This window comes from Pseudogulbenkiania sp. MAI-1 (assembly GCF_000527175.1).
Taxonomy (GTDB): Bacteria; Pseudomonadota; Gammaproteobacteria; order Burkholderiales; family Chromobacteriaceae; genus Pseudogulbenkiania.
The window spans coordinates 2,399,521-2,420,907 of the sequence record NZ_AZUR01000001.1 but is presented as its reverse complement, the minus strand read 5'-3'; the positions used below and the strand labels follow the sequence as shown (position 1 = coordinate 2,420,907).

The following is a 21,387-nucleotide window of genomic DNA, read 5'->3' as shown; positions in this document are numbered from 1 at the left end:
CCGATGAACTCCCCGAGGAACCGCCGCCGGGTGGGAGCGCGTGACGAGGCTTTCGAGGCTTTCGAGGTTTTCGCGGTCATTCTGGACATCACTCGACTCTCCTGGTGGACACGCCCGACGGTAATCGCCCGCCCGCCAGGCCTGGAAACAAGCCGTGGTGGCGGGCTCTGCCATCGGGAGGCCGGCCGGGCCGGCCCACCTGATGACTCCGGGCTCACTGCCGCCTCAGACCGGTGCGGTCAGTTGGATATCCGCCTCCTCATAACGATGCTGGCACTGACTGAGCGAGCGGGTGAAATCGCTCCAGCCCTCCCGCAATACGGTAATGCGCGTGGTGGGCTGTCCCCCGACCGAGACCTGGCAGGTAATCGGGTTGGCTTGGGACGGGCCCGGCAGTGGCCGGATGTCGATCGTCTCATCGGGGTGGTGAGCCACTAGCTGCTCGATCGAGGTGTACGCCTGCAGGTTCAGGGCATGGCGGCGGAAGTCACTATACAGGCTCGGGATGCCGACGTAGACCCGCGGGCTGGGTTGGCCTTCCTCGCTGAAGTGCAAGCTGAGCAGCCGCGCCAGATCCAGCAGGCCCTCGGCGGTCGGGTGCAGGACGACGCTGGCCGTGTCCCGGTCCGGGCCCATCACCCCGGCCAGCAGCAACCCTTCGGCCTGGCGCAGATACCCTTCGTGTCCGACGTAGTGGCGCAGTTCATTGGGGTAGGGTCCATCTTCCCCCAGGAGTTGATTGAAGGCGAACTGGGCGGCCAGCCCGTAATGCTCACACGGACTGTAATCGATGAGGCGGGGGAGCGTGAGCAGTGTGGGCGCCACGAGGATGCTGGCCCTGCCGGTCAGCCCTGCCAGGTGCTCCGTCAAGGCGTCGACCGGCAAGGGGGCGGGCGACAGGCTGTGGCGCGACAGCACCACCACCGGGACGTAGAGGGGGGTGAGCCAGTGCGCCGGTGCCGTCACCGGGCTGAGGTCGACGGTGGTCAGAACGTCGTCGAGCGCCTGCGCGACATCAGGATGGCGCTGCAGCAGGTTATCGATACGGTCCTGGTCGTTATTAACCAGACAGTGGATGAGCAGGTCATGATGCATGATTATCCCCTTCGCCTATTTTATGGGCAGTATGGCCCGATCAAGGAGTGGCCAGCGAGCGGGACCGACAGGAGAGGGCTATGCACAGACTTATCCACCGTTTCTGTGGACGAGGCTCCTGGCCGGTCACTGGCTGGCGCGGTGGACCCGTGGGCCAACCGTCGACATCAGGCTAGCGCAGAAGACTTCGATTTCAAGAGGCGGGGGCGGTGAGGGGAGACAAAAATCGGGGAAGAACCGTCTCACTCCCCGGTGATGGCGCGGCGGGAATGACCGGTCTTGTGATGCGGGTAGAGCAGGGTAGTCCGCACAGTGCATAGGCAAAGCTCAGAAGGACGCACCCTGCTCGGCCAGCTCTCGGGAGAGCGGGCAAGACCCCTCACGTCACACGAGATTCGGGGCCATGCTCCGCGCGGCTTTTCTCACCGTTTCCGCTGGCAACGTGCCATTCGGAAACCGCTGCCGTTGCCGGTGTCCATTGAATTCATAGTCGATCCCGTAGCAGTCGATCCCGAGCACGCGAACGCCGGCCCTCACGGCAGGGGACAGCACTTGCACCAGTTTCACCTCGTCGGCCGCCGGTAGTGGGCAGAGTGCGCTCCACTCGTGCTCCTCCAGCCAGCCCATGCGACCGATACCTGCAATGAAGCGGACGCGTTGGGGCATTAATCTGAAGAACAGGAAGTCAAGGGACAGGAGCTGTTCGACACCCGGCTCATAACGGAGAAAGCGGGCCAGCCATTCTGGCAGAGCCTCGAGCCGTTCCGCGTCGGCGATGAGGGTGACCCGGGCGGCAGCCTGAACCTCCGTTGCCCCGGCTTGCACTACCGAGAAGCTCACCCTCGGGTCGGCGAGCACATTCTTGGTGTGCTCCGCCAGGGCGCTGATACAGATCACCGGTCGATGGTTTTCGTCCATCACATACGGCACCGCGGTGGCGTAAGGGTAGCCCGGTAGCTGAGTCGAGTGAGTGGCCAACGTGCCGAACCTGGTCTCGTGCAGCAGGGTAAGAACGGACTCGATCGGGATTTGCATACGTGAATTCCAATAAGCAGTGGGCTCGGTGAGGGAGGTTGCCATTGAGGGAGATGGCGACCCTGCTATGCTTTCTCAAGATCACATGGTGAACGCTAGTGCTCTTTGCTTACGCATGGAGATGGCCTTCCTGCTAACCTGCTACAGATTCGGCATCGCTCATGGGGCAGCATTCGGCGTGAGCCCAATCTAGCGGGGCGAAGGGCTCGCGCACCATACCGTCCAGCGTCCTGGAAAGAGGTGAGCCATGCCACGTATTCGCTTTGACTATCCCGGTGAAGACGGCCATCTTGCCGTTTCGTTAGCCACCTTCCAGGCCTATTGTGCCGAGCATGAGCTCGATCCGCAGGCCGCCTTGCACCAGGCCATCTGCCAGTATTTTGCGGGGTTGTGCGACGATAATGGAAAACTGTTTCCGATCGCCGACAACCGGATCCGACACGCCGCTATGCCATCCGGCCTCCGCGGTCTGAAGGCGCTGGCGGCCGCCTATGGTTTCGAGATACGGTCATATCCCCCTGTCCCCCGCCATGACAGTATCGAAGTCGCGTTCCCAGAATGCCCGGAAGAAGGGCGAGTCACCCTGAGCGCCTTTCTCCGGCGCTGCCGCTTTCTTGCCGAGACGCCGGAGGAGGTGATCCAGCATGCGGTCTGGCTGCTGGTGACCCGACATCCCGACCTGCACGAGTGATTCTCTGCGCGGTTGGTCCCTGGCTATCTCCCGGGGAGTGAATTGATGGAAACGCTTCCCGCTCCCGGCGCAGTAACTATGCCTGGCGCCGTTTGCCCTAGCTCGAGGCTCTCTTGCACCATGGCCAGTTTTTCTTAGACGGACCAGCTAGACTGCGCTCCAGCCCCAAGACATCTGCTGTCGACTCACAACTAAGATGTCTTGGTCGCCGCAAGCAACCATGGCAGAAATGGGCTTAGCTTCTCTCTGTATTCGCTGCGAAGAGGATGCGCAAGATAGTAACCAGCGCCCATGGTCTGTCCCAATGATCTTGCGCCGCTGGCCGCTTCGAGCTGGGAGAAAGCCCGCTGAAGGCGGGGTGCAAGGTTGAGCTCTGGCGCGGACAGACTGGGAAGCGATGCTTCGTGTCGGCGATAAGGCGAAGATCTACCTACTGCTGACTAACTCCTGTAGCGTCATTCGTTACGATTCTGCTTAATTTTCTTATACGCATAGAAAAATTCGTATACTATTGGCAAGTAGAATTTGTCGAACAAAGCAGATTAATAGCGCAGGAGCTCAAGATGCAATTCGAGGTGTTTGCCCATACCCAGTCGCCACTCAGGGATGCGATAACGGCAGTCTACCGCCGCGATGAACGGGAGTGTGTCCAAGCCTTGCTGCCGCAGGCGGCGATGAGCGAGGCGGAGGTACGTACCGCTCAGGATTTGGCGCGTCGTCTGGTGTCGCGCGTTCGCAAGGAGCGGACCCGGGCTAGTGGGGTGGATGCCTTGATGCACGAATTCTCGCTGTCGAGCCAGGAGGGGATCGCCCTGATGTGCCTGGCAGAGGCGCTGCTGCGCATTCCCGATCGCGAGACGGCCGATCGCCTGATTCGCGACAAGATCAGCAAAGGGGACTGGAGTGCGCACCTCGGCAACAGTTCTTCGCTGTTCGTCAACGCCGCGGCCTGGGGTTTGCTGGTGACCGGCAAGCTGGTGGCTTCGCACAGCGCCAAGGGCCTGTCGGCGGCGATGACCAAACTGATCGCCAAGGGCGGCGAGCCGCTGATCCGCAAGGGCGTGGACATGGCGATGCGCATGCTGGGCAAGCAGTTCGTGACCGGTGAGACCATCGGCGAGGCGCTGGACAACGGCGTCGAGCGCGAGTCGCGCGGCTACCGTTTCAGCTACGACATGCTGGGCGAGGCGGCGATGACCGAGGAGGACGCGCAGCGCTACTTCGACGACTACGTGATGGCGATCCACGCCATCGGCAAGGCGTCCAACGGCCGTGGCGTCTACCAGGGGCCGGGCATCTCGGTGAAGCTGTCCGCCATCCATCCGCGCTACGCCCGTGCCAAGCATGAGCGCATGATGGGCGAGCTGCTGCCGCGCCTGAAGCAGCTGTTCCTGCTGGCCAAAGAATACAATATCGGTTTGAACATCGATGCCGAGGAGGCTGACCGCCTGGAAATCTCGATGGACCTGGTCGAGGCCTTGGCCAACGATCCGGACCTGGCTGGTTTCGAAGGTATCGGCATCGTGGTACAGGCCTACCAGAAGCGCTGTCCTTACGTGATCGACTTCCTGATCGATCTGGCGCGCCGCACCAAGCATCGTTTCATGGTGCGTCTGGTGAAGGGTGCCTACTGGGACGCCGAGATCAAGCGTGCCCAGGTGGATGGCTTGCCGGGCTACCCGGTGTACACGCGCAAGGTGTACACCGACGTGTCCTACCTGGCATGCGCCAAGAAGCTGCTGTCGGCCCAGGACGCGATCTATCCGCAGTTCGCCACGCACAATGCTTACAGCCTGTCGGCCATTCACACGCTGGCCGGCGACAAGGATTACGAGTTCCAGTGCCTGCACGGCATGGGCGAGACCTTGTACGACCAGGTGGTCGGTTCGGCCAACCTGGGCCGGGCCTGCCGTATCTACGCACCGGTCGGCTCGCACGAAACGCTGCTGGCCTACCTGGTGCGCCGTCTGCTGGAGAACGGCGCCAACTCGTCCTTCGTCAACCGTATCGTCGATGAATCGGTGTCGATCGACGAACTGGTGCAGGATCCGGTGGCGGAGGCCGCGCGTCACGGCGGCCAGCCGCACGCCAAGATTCCGCTGCCGCTGGAGCTGTACGGTGCCGAGCGCGCCAATTCGCGTGGCCTGGACCTGTCCAACGAGCAGGTGCTCGCGACCCTGCAACTGGGGCTGATGGAATCTGAAAAGCAGTACTGGCAGACCTGCCCGCTGCTGGGCGACGGCGAGGTGACCACGGCCGAACCGCAGCCAGTGCGCAATCCGGCCGACCGCAACGATATCGTCGGTCAGGTGTATGAAGCGACCGAGGCCGATGTGGCGCGTGCGCTGGATCTGGCGGAAAGCGCCGCGGCACGCTGGGCTGAAACGCCGGTGGCCGAGCGCGCCGCCTGCCTCGAGCGCATGGCGACGCTGATGGAAGACAATATGCCGGCGCTGATGGGCCTGGCGGTGCGCGAGGCCGGCAAGACCTTGACCAACGCTATCGCCGAAGTGCGCGAGGCGGTCGATTTCTGCCGCTATTACGCCGCGCAGATCCGTGCCGAGTTTGACAATGCCAGCCATGCGCCGCTGGGGCCGGTGGTGTGCATCAGCCCGTGGAACTTCCCGCTGGCGATCTTCACCGGCGAGGTGAGTGCCTCCCTGGCCGCCGGTAACCCGGTACTGGCCAAGCCGGCCGAGCAGACCAGCCTGATTGCCGCTTTTGCCGTGCGCCTGTTCCACGAGGCCGGTGTGCCGCGCGACGTGCTGCAATTGCTGCCGGGCCGCGGCGAAGTGGTCGGCGCCGCGCTGACGCGCGATCCGCGTATCCAGGGCGTGATCTTCACCGGATCGACCGAAGTGGCGCAGATCATCCACCGTACGCTGGCGCAGCGCGGTGGCGAGGTGCCGCTGGTGGCGGAGACCGGTGGCCAGAACGCGATGATCGTCGACAGCTCGGCGCTGCCGGAACAGGTGGTGGCCGATGTGCTGTCCTCGGCCTTCGATTCGGCCGGCCAGCGCTGCTCGGCGCTGCGCGTGCTCTACCTGCAGAGCGACATCGCCGACAAGGTGATCCGCATGATCAAGGGGGCGATGGATGAGCTGACCGTGGGCAATCCGGCTCAGCTCACCACCGACGTCGGACCGGTGATCGACGCCGAGGCGCAGCAGAATCTGCTGGCGCATATCGACAAGATGAAGGCGCGGGCGCGCTGGACCTATCAGGCCAAGCTGCCCGAAAACGCCGGCCAGGGCACCTTCGTGCCGCCGACCATGTTCGAGATCGACAGCCTGAAGGATCTGACCCGCGAGGTGTTCGGCCCGGTGCTGCACGTGCTGCGTTTCGAGGCATCCGACATCGACCGCGTGGTGGACGAGATCAATAGCACCGGCTATGGCCTGACCCACGGCATCCACAGCCGTATCGACGAGACCATCGAGCGCATCGTGTCGCGCATCAAGGTGGGCAACGTCTACGTCAACCGCAACATCGTCGGCGCCGTGGTCGGGGTGCAGCCGTTCGGCGGCGAGGGCAAGTCCGGCACCGGACCTAAGGCCGGCGGTCCGTTCTACCTGTACCGCCTGACCCGCGCCAAGTGGCAGCCGGCGCTGAAGCTGACCCCGCAGTCGGCCAAATTGCCGGCGCTGCAGAAGCTCGACGCCGAGCTGGGTGGATTCGGGTTGGATGCGTCGACCCAGTCTCGCCTGCGTCAGGCACTGGGCGAGGCGAGCCGGCACACGCCACTGGCGCATGGGGTGGAGCTGCCGGGGCCGACCGGCGAGAACAACTCGCTGCTGTTTGCGCCGCGTGGCAAGATCGGCTGCGTGGCGTCGTCGACCGAAGGCCTGCTGCGGCAGTTGATCGCGGTGTTCGCCACCGGCAACCGCGCGGTGCTGGAGGAGAGTGAGAGCACGCGCAAGCTGGCCGGGAAGCTGAATGGTTACGTCGAGCTGAGCCGTGATGTAGTGGAAGCCGATGTCGCTGGCGTGCTGTTTGCCGGCAAGGCGGATGCAGCGGATCAGCTGCAGCGCCGTCTGGCCGCGCGCGACGGGGCGCTGATCCAGCTGCTGGCGGCCGACTCGGACGACATCAATCTGCACCGGTTGGTGGTGGAACGTGCCGTTAGCGTAAATACCACGGCCGCGGGAGGAAATGCCAGCCTGATGAGTATGGGAGGCTGATCGGGCTTGCTTGGGGGGCAGCATTAGAGCAATGCCCCCTGACCTGCAACATTATTTGCTGATGTCTTAAATCATGTCCTTGCTTGATGCTTGGCCCGCATAGTCTGCCAACTTCAAGGCTTTGCTCTCGTCGTAAAGAGAACTCCCACCGTGAACATTTTTATTCAACAGATCCTCAACGGACTCGTCCTGGGTAGCATCTACGCGCTGATCGCGCTGGGCTACACCATGGTGTACGGGATCATGGGGCTGATCAACTTCGCCCATGGCGAAGTCGTCATGATGGGGGCTATGGTCACCATCACCGTCGTCACCTCCCTGATGGGCGCCGGCCTCGGCCTGCCCGGACCGGCCCTGGTGCTGATCGGTCTCTTGATCGCCATCCCGGCCTGCGCGCTGCTCGGCTTCACCATCGAGCGCGTCGCCTACCGGCCGCTGCGCAACGCCCCGCGTCTGGCGCCGCTGATCACCGCCATCGGCCTGTCCATCGTGCTGCAGCAGGTCGCCATCCTGATCTGGGGCCGCAACTACATCCCGTTCCCGTCCATCCTGAGCCATGACACCATCGAACTGTTCGGTGCCAGCATCACCGAGCTGCAGCTGATCATCATCGTGCTGTGCCTGGCCATCATGGCCGGCCTGTTGATCATGGTCGAGAAGACCAAGCTCGGCCGCGCCATGCGCGCCACCAGCCAGAACCCGGGCGTGGCCTCGCTGATGGGCGTCAACGTCAACACCATCATCTCCACCACCTTCATGCTGGGCTCCGCGCTGGGCGCCATCGCCGGCGTCATGGTCGCCACCAACTACGACCAGGCCCACTACTACATGGGCTTCCTGATCGGCCTGAAGGCCTTTACCGCGGCGGTACTGGGCGGCATCGGCAACCTCGGCGGCGCAGTGGCCGGCGGCATCCTGCTCGGCATCATCGAAAGCCTCGGCGCCGGCTACATCGGCACCCTGACCGGCGGCTTCCTCGGCAGCCACTACCAGGACATCTTCGCCTTCATGGTGCTGATCCTGGTGCTGATCTTCCGTCCGTCCGGCCTGTTGGGCGAAAAAATGGCCGACCGTGCCTGAGCGAAGGAGAACAACCACCATGACCATGGCACTCGAAATGAACAAGCAAGCCAGCCCCAAGAAAGTCGGCCTGTTCCTCGCCTCCGCCGTCGCCCTCGCGGTGCTGCCCTTCCTCATCGGCGGCCTGCTGGGCAACTCCTGGCTGCGCATCGTCGACTTCGCGCTGCTCTACGTGATGCTGGCGCTGGGCCTCAACATCGTGGTCGGCTTCGCCGGCCTGCTGGACCTGGGCTTCATCGCCTTCTACGCCGTCGGCGCCTACACCTTCGCGCTGCTGGGCTCGCCGCACTTCGACATCCACCTGCCGTTCTACATCACCATCCCCTTGGGGGCGCTGGTGGCGGCGTTCTTCGGCGTGCTGCTCGGCACCCCGGTGCTGCGGCTGAAGGGCGACTACCTGGCGATCGTGACGCTGGGCTTCGGCGAGATCGTGCGCATCTTCATGAACAACCTGAACGCGCCGGTCAACATCACCAACGGCCCGCAAGGCATCAACCTGATCGACCCGGTCAAGGTCGCCGGGCTGTCGTTCGGCAAGCCGCTGGAGATCGCCGGCCACACCTTCAACAGCGTCTACCTCTACTACTACTTCTTCCTGGCGCTCACCGTGCTGGTGGTGATCATGGCCTGGCGCCTGCAGCACTCCCGCATCGGCCGCGCCTGGGTCGCGATGCGCGAAGACTCGATCGCCGCCGCCGCGATGGGCCTCAACATCCGCAACATCAAGCTGCTCGCCTTCGCGCTGGGCGCGCTGTCCGGCGGCGTCGCCGGCGGCCTGTTCGCCTCGTTCCAGGGCTTCATCTCGCCGGAATCGTTCGGCCTGCTCGAATCGGTGATGATCCTGGCGATGATCGTGCTGGGCGGCATGGGCCACATCCCGGGCGTGATCCTGGGTGCGGTGGTGCTCACCGTGGCGCCGGAAATCCTGCGCGACGTCATCGGCCCGCTGCAAATGAAAACCTTCGGCCGCATGCTGATCGACCCCGAGAATGCCCGCATGCTGCTGTTCGGCCTCGCCCTGGTGGTGATGATGCTGCTGCGTCCGGAAGGCATGTGGCCCTCCAAGCGCCGCAAGGCCGAATTCGACGACGCCAAGAAAGGTTAAGCCATGGCCCACGCCCTGCTCAAAATCGACGGCATCAACAAGCGCTTTGGCGGCCTGCATGCCCTCAACAACGTCGCCCTGACCATCAACAAGGGTGAGATCTACGGCCTGATCGGCCCCAACGGCGCCGGCAAGACCACGCTGTTCAACGTGCTCACCGGGCTCTACCAGCCGGACGAAGGCAGCTTCACCTTCGACGGCCAGGACCTGTTCCGTGCCAAGCCGCACATCGTGGTGGAAACCGGCATCGCCCGGACCTTCCAGAACATCCGCCTGTTCGCCGAGATGACCGCCCTGGAAAACGTCATGGTCGGGCGCCACATCCGCTCCAAGGCCAACGCCCTGGGCGCCATCCTGCGCGACAAGAAGACCATGGCCGAAGAGAAGGCCATCGAAGAAAAAGCCTGGGAACTGCTGGCCTACGTCGGCATCACCGACGTCGCCTACGAGCGCGCCCGCAACCTCTCCTACGGCCACCAGCGCCGCCTGGAGATCGCCCGCGCCTTGGCCACCGAACCCAAGCTCCTCGCCCTCGACGAACCGGCCGCCGGCATGAACCCGAGCGAAACCGAAGACCTCAAGGCGCTGATGGAAAAGATCCGCAAGGACGGCGTCACCGTGCTGCTGATCGAACACGACGTCAAGCTGATGATGGGCCTGTGCGACCGCATCGCCGTACTCGACTACGGCAAGAAGATCGCCGAAGGCGTGCCGGAAGTGGTGCGCAAAGACCCGAAAGTGATTGAAGCCTACCTGGGAGCGGCCCACGCATGAGTCGACTGTTGGAAGTCAAAAACCTGCAAGTGTCGTACGGCGGCATCCATGCCGTGAAAGGCATCGACCTGCACATCGAACAAGGCGAACTGGTCACGCTGATCGGCGCCAACGGCGCCGGCAAGACCTCGACGCTGCGCACCCTGGTCGGCATGGAGAAGAAGTCCGGCGGCAGCATCGTCTACGACGGCAAGGAAACCGCCCACATCCCGGCGCACAACTTCGTGCGCCACGGCCTGGCCATGGTGCCGGAAGGGCGCGGCATCTTCGCCAAGCTGACGGTCGAAGAAAACCTGCTGATGGGTGCGTTCTACCGCGACGACAAGGCGGCGATCCAGAACGAGCTGGAACACGTCTACGAGCTGTTCCCGCGCCTGAAGGAACGCTTCAAGCAGCTGGCCGGCACGCTGTCGGGCGGCGAACAGCAGATGGTGGCGATGGGCCGGGCGATCCTGTCCAAGCCGAAGCTGCTGCTGCTGGACGAACCGTCGATGGGCCTGGCGCCGATCATCGTGCAGAAGATCTTCGAGATCATCCAGATGATCTCGGCGCAGGGCGTGACGATGCTGCTGGTGGAGCAGAACGCCAAGCTGGCGCTGGAGATCAGCCAGCGCGGCTACGTGATGGAGAGCGGGCGCATCACGATGAGCGGCCCGGCGCGTGATCTGCTGAACGACGAGCGGGTGAGGAATGCTTATTTGGGTGGGTAAGTAAGGAAATTGGTCGGGAGGTTCCTCTGTTTGCCCCGGGGTGCAGGTCAGCATTCCGGGGTTTTTTTTAGGATGCTGAGCGTGTAGTACACATGGTCAACAGCATCATCTTGGCATTGCGGGAACAATTTCCTGTTCTCGTCACCATTCTTGGTGATGTTCGGTACGTACCGGCACGTTGCGGTATCTCGCTGATCATTAGCCCATCACGGAAATGCATCAGCTCGTGCCAACAGCTGGAGGCCGCAGATCTTAGGAAGGCTTCGGCTATAGTTGTTGTGTGTGGTATTCTTTGTTGAAAAATCGTATACTAAAATCCGATTGTGGGGCCATGCTTGTGACGACATCGAAGGGGCGGTAATCCATGAATATCCTCTCGTTCGGTTCAGGCTGGGATTTCCTCAAGCCCGTTACAGGGAACCTGTTAACGAAGGAACTCTTCGAATATTCATCTGGGGTATTAGCTATGACAAATTCGCAAACTCAAAACTACGATGTTGTTGTTATCGGCGGTGGGATTCTTGGCTCTAGCGTGGCCTACAACATTCTGGTGCAGGCTCCCGAGACGCGTGTGTGCGTTGTCGAGCCTGACCCGACCTATGAATTTGCCTCGGCTCTTCGTTCCTCAGGCGGCTGTCGAGTCCAGTTCTCCTGCCCGGAGAACATTGAGATGTCGCTTTACAGTATCGATTTCATCAAAAATTTCGAGCAGACCATGACCGCAAACGGCCGCCCTGCGCCGGTCGATTGGGTGCAAGGTGGCTACCTCTTCCTGGTTCCGCCGGAGAAGGTTTCGATGCTGGAAAGCAATGTCGCCATCCAGCGTGCGCATGGTTGTCATGTCGATTTGCTGACGCCGAGCGAACTGAAAGAACGTTTCCCTTCGATCAACGTCGAGGACCTGGGAGCCGGTGCGCATACACCCGAGGATGGTTGGTGCGATCCGAATGGCTTGCTCTGGGGATTCCGTCGCAAGGCGATCGAACTGGGCGCTGTCTATCTCAAGGATAAGGTCGTCGATGCAGAAGTCACGGCCAGCCGCGCAAAGAGCGTCATCCTGGAGAGTGGTATGCGGCTTGATGCCGAAGCGTTCGTCAACTGTGGTGGCGCATGGTCCGGCCTGATCGCGAAGATGTTCGGCATGGAACTGCCCATTGTCCCGATGCGCCGCTTCGAACATTACTTCACGTGTGGAGAGCCCATCGAGCATTTGCCGTACGTGAAGGACCTTAGCCGCCTGGCGTTCCGGTCCGAAGGCAACGGTTTTTCGGGTGGTCTCGTGGACGGTAACGAGCGTCGTGGCTTCAACTTCGATGTGGACCACGACTACTTCGAAAACGTGGTTTGGCCGGCAGTGGCGCATCGCTTCCCGCCTTTGGAGTCGGCGAAGTGTCATCGAACCTGGTCCGGTCTGTATGAGGTGAACGAGCTCGATGGCAATCCGGTCATCGGCGCGTGGAATTCTCGTCTGAAGAACCTTTACACCGCAGCGGGCTTCTCCGGCCACGGCATGATGCATTCGCCGGCAGCCGGCCGCGGTATCGCCGAGCTGATCGTGCACGGCTCGTTCCAAACCATCGATCTGACGAAGCTGGGATACGAACGGGTGGAGGCCAATCAGCCGTACAGTGAAGTAGGCATTCTTTAAGAAAGCCAGTCTGGCGTTTGAGCATGAAAGGCCGGGGTTAGCCGCCGGTCTTTCGAGCGCGTCTAGCGCAGATGGCCTACAGAGTCACATACGCACCGCGCACGGGACGCGGGTGTCGAGTTAAAAAGGAAAACGAATGAACGATGTGGTAATCGTGGGCGCTGGAGCCGTGGGTTCCTGCATTGCTTTGTTTTGCAAGCGGCTGGACCCGGAACTTCGGATTACGGTGGTCGATCCTGCTCTGTTGGGTGGGTTTTCGTCTTCCGCCACAGCAGGGTCAGGTGGCTCGCGGCGCCTGTTTTGTTGCCCCGAAAACATCGCGATGTCTGACTACAGTATCCAGTTCTTTCAGGATCTGGATGCGCAAGCGAGCGACGACTTGGCCAAAATCGATTGGCGTGCCAAAGGCTACTTGTTCATCGTTCCGCCTGAAGGCATCCGCTTGCTCGAATCGAACCTCGAGGTTCAGCACCGCATGGGGGTAAACGCGGAATTGCTGATGCCAGAGCAGATCCAAGAGCGCTTTCCCCTGCTGCGAGTCGACGATTTGGGGGCTGCCGTCTATTCCCCCGACGATGGCTGGTTCGACGCTCAGAAGTTTCTTGCGGTGATCGTGCAGCGAGCGCGTGACGCTGGCGTCCAGTTTGTCTCGGACGAAGTCGTTGGGTTTGAAGAACAGGGGCAGCGCGTGACGGCTGCACGTCTTCGTTCCGGCGACAAGCTGCAGGCAGAGTACTTTGTCAACGCGGCGGGGCCGTGGGCGCAGCAGATCAGCCAAATGATCGGCATGCCACTGCCGGTTAATCCCATGCGCCGTTTCGAGCATGTCTTTACCGCGGAAACGTCACATCAGGACATGCCTTATGTGAAGGATTTGAAAGGGCTCGCGATCCGCTCGGCAGGGGGGGGCTTTTCAGGCGGATTGGTCGACACCAAGGTTCCTCGCGGATTTTCGCAGGCGTTGGATAACGACTGGTTCGAGCATGCGGTGCGGCCGGCTGTACAGTGGCGCTTTCCCGGTATGGGGCGCCTCGAACTGACCAAGTCCTGGTCCGGCCTGTACGAGCAGTGCGATTTCGATGGCAATGCCATTATCGGCAAGTGGTCGGGCCATCGCGAGAACTTCATCGTCGCGGCGGGCTTCTCTGGCCACGGTCTGATGCACGCACCGGCCACGGGCCTGGCGGTGGCCGAACTGATCCAGAAAGGCCGGTTCGAGACGCTGGACCTGGAGCGCTTTGGTTACGAACGAGTACAGCGCGATCAACCATACAGAGAGCGCGGCATCATCTGATCGGATAATGGTCTGGCGCGCAGATGGCCAAGTTGAGAAGCTTGTCACAAGCGGAACCAGTTAGCTCGGAAATCCCCGCCATTAATGGCGGGGATTTATAGCACGGAGTCCGCAGGACTCCTGCGTAGCGGTTAATGTGGTGTGTTTGGGAGCGCGTTGAAAATCGACTAGGGTGTTTTATCTGTAGAAGTTCAGACTTGATCTGACCGCTTCCATTTTGATAGCGCTCGATTGTCAGGCCCGTTCAGCTTGTCGACCTTTCCCTCCTTCCGATTTTCCTTCGATAAAGGGCTGCAATGGCGTTCGGCCGCAGCACATCTTTCCTTGGTGGGTTCGTTCATTATTGTAGTAGGTGAGCAGGCATCCAGATCGGCCTGTAGCTCGTCGAGCATCAGATGCAGCTTCTTGCGAAACGCCACCTGTTAAAACCCCTACAGGATCGTTTTGTGTAAGCACTTGCAGATGCCCGGATACCGCGTCTTGGCCTTGCTGTGCTCGATGGCGTTAACAGCCTAATACAGCTGATCATCGTAAGTTTCCTGCTTGCCACAAAACTCGTTGCCACGATCGATTAGGATTCGCAGCACGCCCATCTCTTATTCGGCGAAGAACGGCAGCACCCAGTCATTGCGCAGATACACCTCATATCAGCACGTTCTCACGAATCCGATTCTAAGAAGATGGAGTCTATGGCCATAAATTTTTAAAGAAACTTTATTCCTGTCAGCACACCAATTCCTGCCACAAAAGGTAGCCAAGGATTTCTTAAGAAAATTATTGAGAAAACGGCTGCTACAGAGGCGAAGAACTTAGGATTCATCATTACAAAGTTACCGTCAACCATTAAGATATCCGGAGCTACGAGGGCCGCTATAGCTGCAGCTGGGGCGTAGCGCAGAGCTTTCTGGAATTTAGGGGGTAGTTGAGCCTTATGGCCTACGACAATAAAGCTACTGCGAGGTAAAAGAGTCGCAGCTCCAATAAGAATGAATGTCAGCCAAAGAAATAGTTTGTCAGTCACTTTTTGTGGTCCTTAGCAATTAGCCAGTTCTCAGATAGTGTTCCTGTTACTATCCCAGTAATAATTGCGATGATAAATCCTAATCGAAGAGGCAGGTCGTGAAGTACAACGGAGGCACTCCCTCCTATAATGGCTGCAAGCAGCATGGGCTTCTGGCGGATCAATGGAATGAGAAGTGCCAAGAGTGCTGTAGTAGCCATGAATTCTAATGGCCAATTTTTAGGAATCAGGTTTGTCGCAAGGGCTCCTATTAGAGTGCTTGCCTGCCAAACCCACCAATTCCACAAGGATGGGCCAAGGTAATAGCCAAAACGCCAGTGAGAATTTTGCTCAGTCAACAATCGGCTTGCACACGAAGCAGTAACACCGTCACTTAGAAGGTAACTGGACAACCAGCGCTGGAGACGCCCTGTTCCACTGAAGGCTGGGGCAAGAGTTGCACTAAAAACAACGAACCGCAGATTAAGTATCAGTGCGGTAACGACAATAAGCCATAACGGAGTGCCACTAATAATAAGGGGTAAGGTTCCAAGTTGAGCCGTTCCACCAAATACAATGATATTCATCCCCATAGTTTCAGTGAGTGAGAAGCCTGCACTACGCATTGCAACTCCTGCCGCTAGGCCCCAAGGAATAAGTCCAACTGAAAACGGAAGGTAGTGATGGAATCCTTCTTTTAGTCCTGTCTTAAATGGTTCGTTCATATATATGTGTCAGCATGAATAAAAAATTGAAGCATAAGATTACTAGAAGCAAAAATATTTCAGATAATTAATAATCTGCGAAAATTTTGATGTAACGATCCAGTATGTTCGCAATTCCATGTTCTAGGCATTCAACAATCAGTGCATGGCCAATTGATACTTCAGAGATGCTTGGTATTTTTAAAAAATTTGGGAGGTTGACGAGATTGAGGTCATGTCCTGCATTTATACCAAGGCCAACATTTTTAGCATGTAGTGCGGCTGCCTTAAATCCCTCTAGGATTTCATGTTCCCTCGAAGTGCCGAAGGCTAAGGCGTAAGGCTCTGTATATAGCTCAATGCGATCAGCTCCAAGCGCTTTTGCATAACCGATGTCAGGATTGTCAAAGTCAACAAAAAGACTTGTTCTAATTCCTAAAAATTTCAAATTTGCAAGGATGGGTCGTAAAAATGAACCATGCTCACGAAGATTCCAACCATGATCAGAAGTGAGTTGGCCAGGGAGGTCAGGCACCAAAGTGCACTGTGCAGGGCGTGTTTTTTGAATAATTTCCAAAAATTCGGCAGAAGGGAATCCCTCAACATTTAATTCTGCACTGCGGGATATGCAAAGTGATTGTAGGGCTTCTACGTCTTGATAAAGTGCATGCCTCTGATCTTGACGAGGGTGGAGAGTAATTCCGTGTGCACCTAAGTCTAGACAGCGCGTTGCGAAGTTATTAACGTCTGGAAAATTGCGTCCTCTTGAGTTTCTAAGAAGAGCAATCTTGTTGATATTTACCGAAAGTTTAGTCATGTCAATCTTTAGATGGTTTGGGGTTTGATATGGGTTGGCTGTTATTTAATTTATGCCTATACGTGTATTTCTCACTGATTACAGCCTAAAGATGTATTATGTTGATTTTGCCCGAAAAGACTTTACATCAATATTGAGCTCTTTTATCTTCCTATGTAATGTACTTCGGGATATTTTATTGATCTTGGCGATTTCAGAAAGATTTCCGTTATGGGTCTCAATCGCTTGAAGGAGCCATTTTTTAAAATTTTCGTCAAGAGATTCGTACTCCTTTTTTATGATTTCATGTGTTTCATCTTCAGGGGTACATCTAACCGATTGTGGTAGATGACGTTTTGTCAATATGTTTTCATCGCACAAAATCATTGCTGTTTCACAGGCATGCTCTAATTCACGAACATTTCCACGCCAATAATGGCGTAGCATGCTTTCCATCCATCCGGCAGAAATTTCTACCTGTCTATTTTGTACTTTACAGAGACTTTCGACAAAATATCGAATTAGATACTCGGTGTCTCCTTTTCTGTCTCGCAATGGAGGTATATATATTTCTATACTATTTAGGCGGTATAATAAATCTTCTCGGAAGACACGCATTTTGACCAGCTCATGCAGGTCAACGTTGTTGGCGGAAATTACATTTACATTAACTGGAATCGGTACTTTGCCACCAATTCTAATAATCTCGTTCTGTTGAAGTGCGCGTAAAAGTTTTCCTTGTGCCTCCATTGGCAAGCTACCAATCTCGTCAAGAAATAATGTGCCATTGTGCGCCAATTCAAATTTGCCCATGGCGCCATTTTTGTTTGCTCCTGTAAAAGCGCCTGCTACATATCCAAAAAGCTCTGCCTCGATCAAGTCACGAGGAATAGAGGCGCACGAGATTGCGACAAATGGTTGGGCTCGCCGAGGACCTGCATTATGAATTCCTTGGGCAAATAGTTCCTTGCCAGTTCCACTTTCTCCCGTTATCAAAACACGACTTGCTTTGTTAGCAATTTTTTTTGCTAGCTGAAGACATTTTTCTAATTCAGGTGATTGTCCTTTAATGTCTTCAAGCCTGTAGTGGGCTCTATTGCCGCCAACTTGAGTTAGACCTTGCACAATTTGCTTCTCTGATGCTAGGAAAAGTGTAACGCCAATGGTGGTATTGTTTGCATCGTTTAGTGGCTGGGCTCGACAGAGCCATTTGCTCTCGGCGTTATTTTTGAGTGACAACGACATGATGTTTTTCTTCTTTGATTCAATTAGTGAAGAAAGCTCAAGAATGCTGCTGTTGTCGATAATTTCAGTAATGTTCTTCCCTACTAATTCAGTTGATGTGGACCTAAATATGTCTTCCGCAGTGTGATTTACGTATGTGATTGCATTAGCTTTGTTTAGGGCAATCACTCCATCAGGTAGAGATTCACAAATGGAGTAAACCAATGAGCTGAGGTATTTTTTTGATTCGTATAAGTGTTGTCGTTGTAGCTGTAAGGTAATATTCTCTGCCGCAGCAGCAACCATTGACAGTGTTTTCTTGTTGTAGTTATTCAATGAAGTTGCAAGGGAAATGCAAGCTATAACATTGCCATCATGATCAAATATTGGTGCTGCGTAGCAAAGTGAATTGTGGAAAACTTCAAGATAGTGCTCGCTTCCACACAAAGAAATAGGCCGCTTTTCTATAAGTGACAATGTGGTCGCTCTAGCACTGAAAAATTTCTTTTCGCAATATACTCCTGGCTTGTTGTAATAATTTTCCTGCACACTTAAGCTCTCGAGATCACCAGTGACGTACAAAATGACACCCTCTTGAGATGTAAGCATGACAATGAATTTGGCGTCATTGGTCGAAAATAAAATCATTTCTAGTACTGGTCTTGAAATCTCAATCAACTCATTATTTAATTTCAATAGCTTGTCAATTTCAACTTTAGAAAGTGTATGTGCCTCCAAGGTCTGACGCGGGTTGACGCCATTGTCTCGACAGGTTTCCCATGAGCGATAAACATAGTCAGGTAACGATTCTGAGTTTATAGGCTTGCCGGCAATAAAGTGTTCCCAGAGTTGTCTAGTGTGGACGGCTTGAACATCTCCTAAAATCATAATAATCTCCGATGCAAAATTTTACTCTCAGGACAGCGCTGAGTAGATTTGTGCAATGAAGCAGTTTTGTGCCTGCGTGATGTGATCAATGTCATCGAAAATGATTCACCACAATTCATAATGGGCTTTGATATCAGCTTCCTATTATGGTCATTGCTCGAATCTACATGTTTGTTTTCCCTCGCTGGCCATTCGCGTTAGAGATCGGCGTAAGACCAAGAGTGTTACGAGCAAGTGGTGGCGATACGGTTACTCGCAAATGCCATGCCAGGTCACCAAATTGGAGTGAGAAATCTCAGTGGTGAGCAGGTCTTGCGTGAGCATGGAGTTGCTTACCATGAGCACAACGATCTTCAAAGCTTGGCAATCAGCAAGAGCCTGCTGCCGGGCAGCATTCCACTCGCCGCATCCGTGGATGAGATCCGATGCCAGTCAGTCCCCCAAACTCGCTATCCAACAGTAGAGGGAGGAATGGTGATCCCCCATCGCGCTCTTGCTGACGCCGCTGGGGCGGCATTAGGCTTCGATCCAACGACTGATAGTTGACCCCTACTACATCTTGGTTCTGTCGGTACACCTCAACCTTGATGCTGTCTCGTGGCGAGGTATCTGTTAGGTAGCTCAACCTAACGAGCCTGTAGAAGCCGCAAACGGCTTCTGCTCACTTCAGGATAGCCCAAGGGCCTCTCGTGGTGTAGCAAATTGAGACACATAGGTAGTTTTGCTCAGGGCGTGTCTAAATTTGCTACACATTTGAAAGAAAAAGCCTTCCTTGGTGGTTTTGAGTTGCGCTTAATGTGTATCAAATTGATACGCATAGGGTGGCCAATAGTAATTACAACGCAAAAAAATCGCGTATTCCTGGGGTTGCAGCCTCAAAAGAGCCTCCAAAAGTGCGTGAGCAGTCTGGCACGGGCCTTGCTCTAGGTGGTACGGCAGGCTGTGCCAATGCATAGAAATTGCGTTTACTTACTAAAGGGAAGAGTTATGGATGAATTGCGTGGGGTATACACCGTTGTAGCAACCCCTTTCAAAGAAGATGGTGCGATTGATTTCGAAGGTTTTGGCAATAACCTCGATTATTACGCGGACAATGGTGGTTACGGTGTTGTCGTTGCAGGGACTCTTGGTGAGTACAGCGCAATGACCGTTGACGAGCGAAAACAACTGTTCGAGTTTGCGGCAAAACGACTAGACAGTCGTTGTCCGTTGATGGCGGGCACCATTGCAACCACAACTAAGCAGGTTATCGAACTGACTAATCATGTCGGTGACAACGGTGGTGTAGGTGTGCTGCTGCTGTCGCATCCTGGCCTTGGTCTTAACGCGGATGAGTTGTATACGTATTATCAAGACGTTGCTGATAATACCAACGTTAAAATCATGCTTTATAACAATCCGGGCAGCAATGGCATTGATATGTCGTTTGATCTTGTTAAGAAGCTTAGCGAGCATCCAAATATTGTTGCAATTAAAGAATCTTCAAACGATGTGAAGCGGATCTCTAGAATCGTAGATGAACTAGATGGTTCTCTCACCCCGTTCTGTGGCTACGAAGATATGTACTATGAGGCATTTAATGCCGGAGCAAGAGGCTGGGTGTGTCTCGGTGGCAACATCGCTCCCCGCATGGTTAGAGATCTTCTGGATCTGGTAGAGGTCGGTGAGACAGAAAAGGCGCGCGAACTTTCTCGGAATTATCGCCCGCTGGCAAGGTATTTTGAGAATACTTCCAAATTTATTCAGGCAACGAAATACGCCATGGATAAAATTGGCCTTACGGGTGGCTACTGCCGCCGGCCACGACTGCCACTGTCGCCAGCCGAGAAGTCGGCTATTGATGCAATTCTGGCTGACGTGAAGCTTTATTGATTTTGGGTGACGGCTAGAGGGATATTACTCAATCACCAAAATTGCATGATGGCTTATCCCTTTTCCGGGATTGGTAAATTACTTTGTTTTTAGAGTGCGCGAGTTCAAAAAGTAAGTGCAACAGTCAATAGGTAAATCAATTCAGTGATTTGCTTCCTTCGAACAGCATCCTTGGCGTCTTCCAGTCCAGCCGTTTCCTGGGACGGTCATTCAACTTTCTTTCCACTTTGACCAGCGCAGCCCGAGTAATCCTCCTGAAGTCAGTCCCCTTTGGGAAGTATTGCCGGATGAGCCCGTTCAGGTTTTCGTTGCAGCCGCGCTGCCAAGAACTGTACGGGTCGGCAAAAAAGCAATCTGCTTTCAACCGCTTGGCAACCGTCTGGTGGCCAGCAAACTCCTTGCCGTTGTCGAACGTCAGCGTCAGCACCTGTTTCTGGTGTGGACGGAGCGCTTGGACAATCGCCTTCGTGACGCCCGCCGCTTCCTTGTTTGGCACCAGCATCAGCTTGGCGTAGCCGGTCTTGCGCTCAACCAGTGTCACGATGGCACCCTTGTTCCCGGCTCCGATCATCGTGTCAGCCTCCCAATCACCGACCCGGCTGCGCGCCTCAACTTCGGCGGGACGCTCCGTAATCGGCCGGCGGTTGGCTATCTGACCGCGACGCTCCGGCTTGCCGTAGCGCTTTCTGCGTTCTTTCTGGCAGCGCAGCGCTTTGTAGACATCACCGCCTTGGCGCTTGTTCTGCAGGACCCGCTGGTAAATCCATTCATGGCTGACTGCATAGTCACTACCTTTGAACACGCCGCTGATTTGTTCAGGACTCCAGCCCTCCCTCAGCAACGGGACGGCGATCTCGTCGAATACCGGCCCCCATGGCTGCCGCAATTTGCCCTTGGCTTGCAGGCGCTGGCGATAGCTGCGCTGGGCATCGCTGGCATGGTAACGGCCGCGCAGGCGATGGCGCCGCAGCTCTCGGCTGATCACGCTTTTACAGCGACCAATGCGCTGGCCGATGGCCGTAGGGCCAAAACCCTCGGCACTCAATGCCTGGATCTGGTATCGTTCACCCTCGGTGAGATGGCGGTATTTCATTCCTTGTGCTCCTGACTGGCCGGTCAAAGAGCGGGGGAATTTACCTCATCTCACCCCCTTCCTCCAGACCTGCCTGCCGTTGCACTTACTCCCTGAATCCGCCGTGGTTTTCCCTGTAAAGAGGTGAGTTTGTGCATCACTGGTGATGCAAAGAGTATGTCCCACTAGCCAGCTTACCCGCAGCAATGTATTGCATT

Annotated in this window: 16 protein-coding genes and 1 pseudogene; 9 read left to right on the top strand and 8 right to left on the bottom strand. The window is 56.5% G+C overall.

Annotated elements, in window-relative coordinates; translation table 11 throughout:
- Positions 1-225 precede the first annotated feature (225 nt).
- Both PSEMAI1_RS0111255 and PSEMAI1_RS0111250 read right to left on the bottom strand, forming a co-directional pair.
- Entirely contained in the window at positions 226-1,095 is an 870-nt protein-coding gene (locus PSEMAI1_RS0111255) for a hypothetical protein (protein ID WP_024302973.1), read from the bottom strand.
- A 384-nt stretch (positions 1,096-1,479) separates the two neighbouring features.
- Positions 1,480-2,130: a HugZ family protein gene (locus PSEMAI1_RS0111250; RefSeq protein WP_024302972.1), complete on the bottom strand. Its 651-nt coding sequence runs from the start codon at positions 2,128-2,130 to the stop codon at positions 1,480-1,482.
- Positions 2,131-2,377: 247 nt separating this feature from the next.
- On the opposite strand from PSEMAI1_RS0111250, the gene PSEMAI1_RS0111245 reads away from it, so the two are divergent.
- From PSEMAI1_RS0111245 to PSEMAI1_RS0111210, 8 genes are all read left to right on the top strand, one after another.
- Complete coding sequence (locus PSEMAI1_RS0111245; RefSeq protein WP_024302971.1) at positions 2,378-2,821, top strand: hypothetical protein; 444 nt, start codon at positions 2,378-2,380, stop codon at positions 2,819-2,821.
- 563 nt (positions 2,822-3,384) lie between these two features.
- Positions 3,385-7,002: a trifunctional transcriptional regulator/proline dehydrogenase/L-glutamate gamma-semialdehyde dehydrogenase gene (gene putA, locus PSEMAI1_RS0111240; RefSeq protein WP_024302970.1), complete on the top strand. Its 3,618-nt coding sequence runs from the start codon at positions 3,385-3,387 to the stop codon at positions 7,000-7,002.
- Positions 7,003-7,152: 150 nt separating this feature from the next.
- Positions 7,153-8,082 (top strand): branched-chain amino acid ABC transporter permease, encoded by a 930-nt coding sequence (locus PSEMAI1_RS0111235; RefSeq protein ID WP_024302969.1) that lies wholly within the window; start codon positions 7,153-7,155, stop codon positions 8,080-8,082.
- Positions 8,083-8,101: 19 nt separating this feature from the next.
- Complete coding sequence (locus PSEMAI1_RS0111230) at positions 8,102-9,187, top strand: ABC transporter ATP-binding protein (RefSeq protein ID WP_024302968.1); 1,086 nt, start codon at positions 8,102-8,104, stop codon at positions 9,185-9,187.
- Positions 9,188-9,190: 3 nt separating this feature from the next.
- A complete protein-coding gene (locus tag PSEMAI1_RS0111225; protein WP_024302967.1) occupies positions 9,191-9,961 on the top strand; it encodes an ABC transporter ATP-binding protein in 771 nt (256 codons plus the stop codon).
- Positions 9,958-10,671 (top strand): ABC transporter ATP-binding protein, encoded by a 714-nt coding sequence (locus PSEMAI1_RS0111220; RefSeq protein ID WP_024302054.1) that lies wholly within the window; start codon positions 9,958-9,960, stop codon positions 10,669-10,671. Before PSEMAI1_RS0111225 ends, PSEMAI1_RS0111220 begins: the two co-directional genes overlap by 4 nt.
- Before the next feature lie 364 nt (positions 10,672-11,035).
- Positions 11,036-12,319: an FAD-binding oxidoreductase gene (locus PSEMAI1_RS0111215; RefSeq protein ID WP_198019604.1), complete on the top strand. Its 1,284-nt coding sequence runs from the start codon at positions 11,036-11,038 to the stop codon at positions 12,317-12,319.
- 136 nt (positions 12,320-12,455) lie between these two features.
- Entirely contained in the window at positions 12,456-13,613 is a 1,158-nt protein-coding gene (locus PSEMAI1_RS0111210) for an FAD-binding oxidoreductase (protein ID WP_024302965.1), read from the top strand.
- Between the two features lie 234 nt (positions 13,614-13,847).
- Here the strand turns inward: PSEMAI1_RS0111210 and PSEMAI1_RS22180 are convergent.
- The 5 genes and pseudogenes from PSEMAI1_RS22180 to PSEMAI1_RS21300 all read right to left on the bottom strand — a co-directional run.
- Positions 13,848-14,248 (bottom strand): annotated as a pseudogene (locus PSEMAI1_RS22180) (IS481 family transposase); the annotation flags it as partial.
- A 68-nt stretch (positions 14,249-14,316) separates the two neighbouring features.
- Positions 14,317-14,634 carry an AzlD domain-containing protein gene (locus PSEMAI1_RS21315; RefSeq protein WP_084612679.1) on the bottom strand — a complete coding sequence of 106 codons (318 nt, stop codon included), beginning with the start codon at positions 14,632-14,634 and terminating at the stop codon, positions 14,317-14,319.
- The gene (locus tag PSEMAI1_RS21310; RefSeq protein WP_084612678.1) at positions 14,631-15,338 is read right to left on the bottom strand and encodes an AzlC family ABC transporter permease; all 708 of its coding nucleotides are present in this window, start codon (positions 15,336-15,338) and stop codon (positions 14,631-14,633) included. The genes PSEMAI1_RS21315 and PSEMAI1_RS21310 overlap by 4 nt, the downstream gene beginning before the upstream one ends.
- A gap of 67 nt (positions 15,339-15,405) precedes the next feature.
- Positions 15,406-16,134: a pyridoxine 5'-phosphate synthase gene (locus PSEMAI1_RS21305; protein WP_084612677.1), complete on the bottom strand. Its 729-nt coding sequence runs from the start codon at positions 16,132-16,134 to the stop codon at positions 15,406-15,408.
- A 96-nt stretch (positions 16,135-16,230) separates the two neighbouring features.
- Entirely contained in the window at positions 16,231-18,225 is a 1,995-nt protein-coding gene (locus PSEMAI1_RS21300; RefSeq protein WP_084612676.1) for a sigma-54-dependent Fis family transcriptional regulator, read from the bottom strand.
- A gap of 987 nt (positions 18,226-19,212) precedes the next feature.
- Here PSEMAI1_RS21300 and PSEMAI1_RS0111195 point away from each other — a divergent pair.
- A complete protein-coding gene (locus tag PSEMAI1_RS0111195) occupies positions 19,213-20,097 on the top strand; it encodes a dihydrodipicolinate synthase family protein (RefSeq protein WP_024302963.1) in 885 nt (294 codons plus the stop codon).
- 136 nt (positions 20,098-20,233) lie between these two features.
- On the opposite strand, the gene PSEMAI1_RS0111190 is transcribed toward PSEMAI1_RS0111195, so the two are convergent.
- Positions 20,234-21,190, bottom strand: coding sequence for an IS30 family transposase (locus PSEMAI1_RS0111190; protein WP_024300950.1), 957 nt, complete (start codon positions 21,188-21,190; stop codon positions 20,234-20,236).
- Positions 21,191-21,387 lie beyond the last annotated feature (197 nt).